The 8,196-nt window shown below is 65.8% G+C and carries 10 protein-coding genes; 6 read left to right on the top strand and 4 right to left on the bottom strand.

All coding sequences use genetic code 11. The features are described from left to right. Positions 1-154: 154 nt before the first annotated feature. Positions 155-538: a hypothetical protein gene (locus DBR12_RS16930; protein ID WP_108618334.1), complete on the top strand. Its 384-nt coding sequence runs from the start codon at positions 155-157 to the stop codon at positions 536-538. A 104-nt stretch (positions 539-642) separates the two neighbouring features. Continuing rightward, positions 643-1,719: a DUF3592 domain-containing protein gene (locus DBR12_RS16925; RefSeq protein WP_108618333.1), complete on the top strand. Its 1,077-nt coding sequence runs from the start codon at positions 643-645 to the stop codon at positions 1,717-1,719. Between the two features lie 18 nt (positions 1,720-1,737). Here the strand turns inward: DBR12_RS16925 and alkB are convergent, their stop codons facing one another. From alkB to ada, 3 genes are all read right to left on the bottom strand, one after another. Beyond that, entirely contained in the window at positions 1,738-2,391 is a 654-nt protein-coding gene (alkB, locus tag DBR12_RS16920) for a DNA oxidative demethylase AlkB (protein ID WP_108618332.1), read from the bottom strand. A gap of 6 nt (positions 2,392-2,397) precedes the next feature. Further along, positions 2,398-3,093 (bottom strand): 2OG-Fe(II) oxygenase, encoded by a 696-nt coding sequence (locus DBR12_RS16915; protein ID WP_233244661.1) that lies wholly within the window; start codon positions 3,091-3,093, stop codon positions 2,398-2,400. Between the two features lie 68 nt (positions 3,094-3,161). Continuing rightward, on the bottom strand, positions 3,162-4,295 hold the full coding sequence (ada, locus tag DBR12_RS16910) for a bifunctional DNA-binding transcriptional regulator/O6-methylguanine-DNA methyltransferase Ada (protein WP_108618330.1): 1,134 nt from the start codon (positions 4,293-4,295) through the stop codon (positions 3,162-3,164). A 354-nt stretch (positions 4,296-4,649) separates the two neighbouring features. On the opposite strand from ada, the gene DBR12_RS22220 reads away from it, so the two are divergent. From DBR12_RS22220 to fur, 4 genes are all read left to right on the top strand, one after another. Further along, entirely contained in the window at positions 4,650-4,790 is a 141-nt protein-coding gene (locus tag DBR12_RS22220; protein WP_158275009.1) for a hypothetical protein, read from the top strand. After that, positions 4,787-5,377: a DUF3592 domain-containing protein gene (locus DBR12_RS16905; protein WP_158275008.1), complete on the top strand. Its 591-nt coding sequence runs from the start codon at positions 4,787-4,789 to the stop codon at positions 5,375-5,377. Before DBR12_RS22220 ends, DBR12_RS16905 begins: the two co-directional genes overlap by 4 nt. A gap of 198 nt (positions 5,378-5,575) precedes the next feature. Further along, positions 5,576-6,802: a zinc metallochaperone GTPase ZigA gene (zigA, locus tag DBR12_RS16900; protein ID WP_108618339.1), complete on the top strand. Its 1,227-nt coding sequence runs from the start codon at positions 5,576-5,578 to the stop codon at positions 6,800-6,802. A gap of 48 nt (positions 6,803-6,850) precedes the next feature. Next, positions 6,851-7,306 carry a ferric iron uptake transcriptional regulator gene (gene fur / locus DBR12_RS16895; protein WP_369861639.1) on the top strand — a complete coding sequence of 152 codons (456 nt, stop codon included), beginning with the start codon at positions 6,851-6,853 and terminating at the stop codon, positions 7,304-7,306. A 69-nt stretch (positions 7,307-7,375) separates the two neighbouring features. Here fur and DBR12_RS23040 read toward each other — a convergent pair. Beyond that, a partial coding sequence (locus DBR12_RS23040) for a DEAD/DEAH box helicase (RefSeq protein WP_233244658.1) occupies positions 7,376-8,196 on the bottom strand: 821 nt, incomplete at its 5' end.

The raw sequence follows: 8,196 nt of genomic DNA, 5'->3' as shown, positions 1-8,196 counted from the left end.
GGGGGGGGGCGTGCGCAGCGGGTGTTCATGAAAGCTTCATCTGGGGCGCCCGCAATGGCGCCTGCAATGGCGGCGGCTTCATGGTGGCTTCATGCAGGTCTTTGCAGACTGGGGGCTTCTTTGTTTCTTTTACCTTTGACTGTGGGGTTTACCTATGAATCTGCAAAACGCCATCACCCTGTTTTCGCCGCGCAACCTGGTGTGCGCCTTGTTCATGTCCATGCTTTCGGCCTGCGGCGGCACGTCGGACGACGGGCATGTGGTCACCGTGGACGGCATCAGCATGGACAAGACCATCGACAAGACCGGCATCTACGACCTGGAGGTGACCGGCGCGCGCAACGACGTGACGGTGGCCGCAGGCAACACCGTGGCGCGGCTGATCGTGGCGGGCATGAACAACCGCATTTTTGTGCTCAAGACCGCCACCGTGGAGCGCATCGAGCTGGACGGCAGCGGCAACACCGTTTATGTGCCCGTGGGGTTCAAGTCACGCATCTCGCGCAATGGCAGCAACAACGACGTGATCGAGCGTTGAAGCGTCTGGCACAGATAGACGATGTGCTTTCAGGAGCGTGGTCATAAAACCGGCTTTGCCCGCAAAATCACCCGAGCCGCCGCAGTGCGGTGCGGGAGATACTGATGGAAAAACCAGCCAAGAAGCAGCCCAGCGCGTGGGTAGTGGGCTTGTTTGCCCTGCCCTTTGCCGCCGTGGGCGTGGGCATGCTGCTGCTGAGCGTGTTGCCCACGCTGTACGACTGGTCGCGCATGCAGTTCTGGCAGCCGGTCAATGCCACGCTGCTGGCCGCGAGCCTGAACAGCAGCCGCAGCAGTAAATCCACCTCCTACAACGTCACGGCGCGCTACCGCTACACCGTGGCGGGCCAGGTGTACGAGGGCGAACGCGTGGCCATCAGCGGCGGTGGCGACAACGTGGGCAACTTTCAGGAGGTGCTGGGCGAGCGGCTGGAGCAGGCGCTGAGCGCCGGGCAGCCGGTGCAGGCCTGGTTCAACCCTTCACATCCGTCCGAAGCCGTGATCGACCGCAGCCTGCGGCCCGGGCTGCTGGCCTTCAAGATGGTGTTTGTGGTGGTGTTTGGCGGTGCGGGCGTGGGCCTTCTGGTGTTTGTGCTGCGTGGTGGCAAGCCACTCAAGCCATTCAAGCCGCTCAACCAGCAGGCGAGCAAAGCCGTTGCAGCGGGCTTGCCGGGCAAGCTCGAAAGAATCCCCGGTGGGGTGCAGATGCACTTCCCAGCCGGGCGGTGGTGGGGCCTCAAGCTGGGGCTGGGCCTGGTGGGAGCGCTGTTTCTGGCTGTGGGCGTGCTGGTGCCGTGGGAGCAGGAGGCCCGGTCCGACATGGTGCCCTGGCTTATGCGTCTGGGCTTTGGCGGAGTCGGGGGCGCGGTGCTGGTGGCGGCGTTTTATGCGCTGGCCAACAGCCTGCGCGTGCAGATCGACCACGAGGGCCTGCGCACCGAACGGCGTCTGTTGGGCTTGATGCTGCTATGGCACCAGGTGCCTGGCCCCGAAATCGCCCGGCTGCGTGTGGTGGAGAGCTACAGCGTAGAAAGCAATAGCCGTCGCGATGTGTACTACCGCATCGAGGCCGAGCTGCGCAGCGGCAAAAAGATCACCGTGGCGCAGGACCTGCAGGGGCGCAAGGATGCGGACCGGATGCTTGCGTCCATCGGCAGCGCCACGGGTTACCCCATTCGTTGACCAAGGCCAGGGCCACTGTCAGCACGCCTTGCGAAACGTGAGGTTGATACGCAGCGCGCCGGTCATCACATGGCTGGCATGTGCCAAGGGCAAGACCCCGTGAAACCGCAGCCGCGCCGGGCCACCCCACACCACCACGTCGCCATGCACCAGGCCCACACGCCGGGCCTTGTCGGCGCGTTGTGCGCCGCCCCACAGGAAGACGGCCGGAACGCCCAGGGACACCGACACGATGGGGTGCTCGTAGTTGCCTTCGTCGCGGTCCTGGTGCAGTGACAGCCGCGTGCCGGGTGCATAGCGGTTGATGAGGCAGGCGTCGGGCGCAAACCCAGGGTAGCCCGCAGCCTCTGCCGCGTCACGGGCCAGTTGGCGAAACACTGCAGGCATGGGTGGCCAGGGCAGCCCGGTGGTCGGGTCGGTAGGGCCATAGCGATAGCCGCTGCGGTCGCTGATCCAGCCCAGCGCGCCGCAGTTGGTCATGGCCACCGACATGCGCAGCCCGCCAGGGGTGATGAGGTGCCGAAACGGCGCCTGGGCCGTGATGGCATCCACGGCCTGCAGCAGTTCGGCCGCCTGCGGCAAGGCAAAGCCGCGCAGCACCACGGCGCCGGGCTCCAGCCATTCGGGGGGCTGGGGTGTGGCGGGCAGGTCGTCAAACAGGCAGAGGTTCATCGTCGCCTATTGAGCATCATGAAAAATGATGCCCACCGTGTGCCGCTGGCCCGACCGCACGCGGCTCACGCCGTGGCGCAGGTTGACGCGGTAGGTGCCGCGTGTGCCCTGCACCGGGCGGTGGTGCACGGCAAACGCAACGGCGTCGCCGCGCCGCAGCGGCACTACCTCGGCGCGCGATTGCATGCGGGGGCGCTGCTCGGTCAGCACGAACTCGCCACCCGTGAAGTCGCTGCCGGGTTCCGACAGCAGAATCGCCACCTGCAGTGGGAACACATGCTCGCCATACAGGTCCTGGTGCAGGCAGTTGTAGTCGCCCGGCGCGTACTGCAGCAGCAGCGGCGTGGGGCGCAGCTGGCCTGCGGTATGGCAGCGGGCAATGAAGTCGGCGTGCTGGGCCGGGTAGCGCACATCCATGCCCATGGCCGCATTCCATTGGTTGGCGATAGGCTGCAGGTGGGGGTAGAGCGCGTCGCGCAGACCGGCCACCACTTCGGGCAGCGGGTAGCTGAAATACTGGTACTCGCCCTGGCCAAAGCCATGGCGCTGCATGACGACACGGCTGCGAAAGAGGGGCGTGCCCGCGTGGCGGTACAACCCTGCGAGGGCCGTGCATTCCTCGGCGCTCAGCAATTGCGGCAACACCGCGTGGCCCTGGGTGTGCAGATCGTCGGTGGCCTGTGCCCAGTCGAGTGCGGCCATGCGATCGAGCCAGGAACTGGAACTGAGGCTGGGGCTGGGGCTGGAGAGCGTGGTGCTGGGCAGGGCGCTCATGCAGCCTTCTCCTGCGGGCTGGTGGGCTCGGCAGCGCCCAACTCGCGCCCCAGCAGTGCCTGCTTGCGCTCCACCCCCCAGCGGTAGCCCGAGAGCGCACCATCGCTCCTCACGACCCGGTGGCAGGGAATAGCCACGGCCAGCGCATTGGCGCCACAGGCCTGTGCAACAGCGCGGGTGGCGGTGGGGGCACCGATGCGTGCTGCGATCTCGGCATAGCTCGCGGTCTGCCCGGGCGGGATGGCGCGCAGCGCCTTCCACACGCGCTGCTGGAAGGCCGTGCCCTGCACATCCAGCGGCAGGTTCAGGCCTAGTCGGGGCGCTTCGACAAAGGCCACCACCTGGGCCACAAGCGCTTCGAATTGTGCATCGCCGCCCACCAGCTGGGCCTTGGCAAAGCGGTCTTGCAGGTCGCGCACCAGGGTTTCCGGATCGTCCCCGAGCAAGATGGCACACAAACCGCGCCCGCTGTGAGCCACCAGGATGGCGCCCAGTGCGCATTGCCCCACGGCAAAGTGAATGTGTTGTGCGGTGCCTCCGGCGCGGTAGCGTGTCGGGGTCATGCCCAGCACCTGGGTGGACTTTTCGTAAAAGCGGCTGCTGGACTGGTAGCCCGCGCTGTAAATGGCATCGGTCACCGAATCGGTGGTTTGCTCCAGCGAACGGCGCACGTGCTGCTCCCGCTGTGCCGCTGCGTAGGCTTTGGGCGTGAGGCCCGTGGCCTGCTTGAAGATGCGGTGCAGGTGGGAGCTGCTCAGGCCCAGCCGGGTGGCCAGCGCATCGAGCGTGGGCGCGCGCCCCTGGTCCGCATCGGCTTCGATCAGCCGACACGCCTGCGTGACCCATTCGGCATGGTGCAATTGCGCCGTGGGCTGGCGCGGCTTGCAGCGCTGGCAGGGACGAAAGCCCGCCGCCTCCGCGTCGTCGCAGCTGGCGTGAAAGCGCACGTTCTCGGGCCGGGGTGGGCGGGCGGCGCAACTGGGGCGGCAGTACACGCCGGTGCTCTGCACCGAATACCAGAAGCGGCCGTCAGCCGCCGCGCTGCGTGCCAGTACCTCCGCCCAGCGCGGATCGGCCTGGGTGGCTGCAGCCTGTGCGGCTTTGGCGGGCGGTGTGGCGCGAGCGGGCATGACGGAGGTGGGGCTGAATGGAACGCTCGGGGCACCGGTGCAGACTTGGCGGAGATTCATGGTGATGGCTCTCGGGATGGATTGCGATGCCATGCACTCTAGGGACGGGGTGCGCAGTGTGCACTCTGAAACTTGCTTTTGAATTGTGCGGCTGGCGAGGCACAGGGCTGAGTTATGATTTTGCTATAAAAATAATAGCTATTTGCGCATGATGGACAGGCGCAGAGGCCAAAAAAAGGCCCCATTTGTTCACCAATGACCTGGTCTTGTCGCACACCACTCCTTTTTGGACTGCACGCGGCTTGCGGGGGCCTGGCCCCTCCACAATACAACCCATCGCCAGGGAGGAGATTCATGCCGTATACCCGCCAAGCCTGCCATACCCGCAGGGCAGGGTTCTGCCGCGCCCTGTTCACCTTGCTGAGCCTGGACCCCGACCCGTATTACTCGAATGCGGACGTGCCCTCCAAAGCCACCTACTTGCGTCTGCCGTGAAGCGCGCCGCATCCTCAGCAGGTACCGGGCCAAAGCGCGAAGCCCCGCCGAAGGGCGTATGGCTGCTGGCCGTGTTCGCCGTGCCTTTCGCTGCAGCAGGCATTGGAATCTTTTTGTTCATGGTGGCGTCGCCGCTGTACGACTGGGCGCGCATGCAAACCTGGAAGCCGGTGCCGGCAGTGGTCGAGTCGGCCACGCTGCAAAGCCACACATCCAGCAAGGGCGGCACCACGCGCAGTGTTTCGGTGCGCTATCGCTACGTGGTGGAGGGCGTGGCCTACACCGGGCAGCGCGCCGCCATTCATGAGCGGCCCGACAACATTGGCAGCTTTCAAGAAGAGCTGGGACGCCGCGTGCAGGGCCTGCAGCGCACGGGCGAAGCCGTGCCGGTGTGGGTCAATCCCCGCAACCCGGCCGAGTCGGTGGTGGACCGCCGCCTGCGGCCGGGCCTCATTGCCCTGGCACTGGTGTTGTCTTCGCTGTCGGGATGGTTTGGACTCGCGGTACTGGTCAAGGTAGCCCGTGCAGTCTGGAACGGTGGGATGCCGGTCTTGCCTGGCCCGCCGGGCTCGCATCCCCCGCGTTGAGCGGTCTGCGTGCTCAATTGCTGGCGCACTGAAAGGTCGGTGCGCGGCGTGCGCCAGGGGCGGTGCAGGGCCTGTACCTCGGCAGGTTTTTGAAAATGCAATCAAGTTGCGTTATGCTTGCTTAACGCAAGACAGTTGCATTTGTTCGTGCTGGGCCAGACGGCGACCGGAGCAAGCGGCAACCTGTGCGCCCACTCCATGACACTCGCCACAACACGCCGCCCCCCACAACGTCCGCAGGCCCGATTGCCGGTCACCGTGCTCTCGGGCTTTCTGGGTGCGGGCAAGACCACACTGCTCAACCACATCCTGAACAACCGCGAGGGCCGCCGCGTGGCGGTGATCGTGAACGACATGTCCGAGGTCAACATCGACGCCGACCTGGTGCGCCAGGGCGGTGCCGAGCTGTCGCGCACCGACGAAAAGCTGGTGGAAATGAGCAACGGCTGCATCTGCTGCACGCTGCGCGAAGACCTGCTGCTGGAGGTGGAGCGCCTGGCCAAAGAGGGCAAGTTTGACCAGCTGGTGATCGAGTCCACCGGCATCTCCGAGCCTTTGCCCGTGGCCGAAACCTTCACTTTCACGGGCGAGGACGGCAAAAGCCTCTCGCACATCGCCCGGCTGGACACCATGGTCACCGTGGTCGATGCTTACAACTTCCTCAGGGACTACAGCTCGCGCGACAGCCTGCAGTCGCGCGGCGAGTCGCTGGGCGACGAAGACCAGCGCACCGTGGTGGACCTGCTCATCGAGCAGATCGAGTTCTGCGATGTGATCGTGCTCAACAAGGTGGACCTGATCGACGCCGCGCAGCGCGAACAACTCATGGCCATCCTGCACCGCTTGAACCCGCGTGCGCGCATCGAGGTGTCGCAGTTCGGCAAGGTGGCGTTGGCTTCGGTGCTGGATACCCGCCTGTTCGACTTTGAGCAGGCCTCCAAGGCCCCCGGCTGGCTGGCCGAGCTGCGCGGCGAGCACACGCCCGAGACGGAGGCTTATGGCATCACTAGCTTTGTCTACCGCGCCCGCGTGCCGTTCCATCCGCGCCGCTTTTTCGATTGGGTAGAGAGCGAATGGCCCGGCGTGGTGCGCTCCAAGGGCTTCTTCTGGCTTGCTAGCCGCCCGGCCTATGCGGGGTCGTGGTCGCAGGCGGGCGCGGTGGCCCGCCATGGGGCGGCAGGGTTTTGGTGGGCGGCGGTGCCCCAGGATCGCTGGCCCACCGATGCGCAATCACGCGCGCAGATCCAAAAACACTGGCATGAGGGCGTGGGCGATGCGCGGCAGGAACTGGTGCTGATCGGCGTTGGCATGGATGAGCAGGCCCTGCGCCAGCGGCTGGACGCCTGTCTGTTGACGGATGCAGAAATGGCCCTGGGCCCCCATGCCTGGACCCGCTACGACGACCCCTTCCCGGTGTGGGACTGACCCATGGCTCGCCAAGGCAGCCCACACATGCCCCTGCACGGTACCCGTGTGCCACGGGCGGACCCCCTCAAACAGGCAGGTCTGAAAGCCACATTGCCGCGCATGAAGATTCTGGAGATCTTTCTGGCAGCACAGGCCGAGCCCGAGGGGCCGCGCCACTTCACTGCCGAAGATGTCTACCGGCGCATGCTGACCGAGCGCGCCGACGTGGGGCAGGCCACGGTGTACCGTGTGCTGGCACAACTGGAGCAGGCGGGCCTGCTGCGGCGAAGCAGCTTTCAGGCCGACCGCGCGGTGTACGAGCTCGATGACGGGCTGCACCACGACCACCTGGTGTGCCTGGACTGCGGCAAGGTGGAGGAATTTCACGACGAATCCATCGAAGCCCGCCAGGCGACGATCGCGCAGGCCAAAGGATTTCGGCTGCAGGAGCATGCGCTTTCGCTGTATGGCATCTGCACGCGTGCCGAATGCCCCACGCGCCCGCATCGCAAAGGCCCATGATCGGCCTGAAATGCTATTAAATATATAGCTGCTTGCGCTTGATAGATAGGCGGTAGAGGCTTAAAACACTCAAATCTCTGGCGGCTGCAACGGGCGGGGCCGCCGTTTACCGGTGCCACCCCAGCGCAGCGCGTCTTCGCCGGGTATGCCCAGTGGGTTGTTGGCTGGCTCGGTGAGCGGCGCCAGCAATGCGTGCAGATCCGACTCGCTGAACTTGACCGCACCCTCGGCGTCGTGGCCCAGCACGCCTTGGGCCAGTGCCGCCTTGCGGGCCTGCAGCTCCAGCATGCGCTCTTCGATGCTGCCTTCCACCACCAGCTTGTAGACAAACACGGGCTGCTGCTGCCCGATGCGGTGCGCGCGGGCGGTGGCCTGCTCTTCCACGGCGGGGTTCCACCAGGGGTCGAGGTGGATCACGGTGTCGGCGGCGGTGAGGTTCAGGCCCAGCCCGCCCGCCTTGAGGCTGGCGAGCAAGATGGGCGCGCTGGTTTCGTCCTGCGCCTGGAACTGCCGCACCACTGCGCCACGCTCACGCGGCGGTGTCTGGCCGGTGAGCGTGAGGTAGGGCAGGGCCATTGCGTCGAGCAACTCGGCTGCCAGCCCCAGCATTTCGGTGAACTGCGAGAACACCAGCACCCGGCGGCCTTCGGCGACCAGGGCGGGCAGCAGGTCGGCCAGCAACTCCAGCTTGGCGCGCTCCATGGTGTGGGCTGTCTTCGTCGTCCCCTTTACCAATCGTGGGTCGCAGCAGACTTGGCGGAGTTTGAGCAATGCGTCCAGGATGGCGATCTGCGCTCCCTCAAAGCCTTGGCGCTCCAGCGCGCGTCGCACCTGCTTGTCAGCCGTGGTGCGCACGGCCTCGTACAGCTCGCGCTGTTTGCCTTGCAGCG

It is taken from the genome of Acidovorax sp. HMWF029 (assembly GCF_003060895.1).
In the GTDB taxonomy this organism is placed as follows: Bacteria; Pseudomonadota; Gammaproteobacteria; order Burkholderiales; family Burkholderiaceae_C; genus Acidovorax.
Note: the sequence above shows the minus strand (reverse complement) of the source record. Positions and strands in the feature narration are given on the sequence as shown.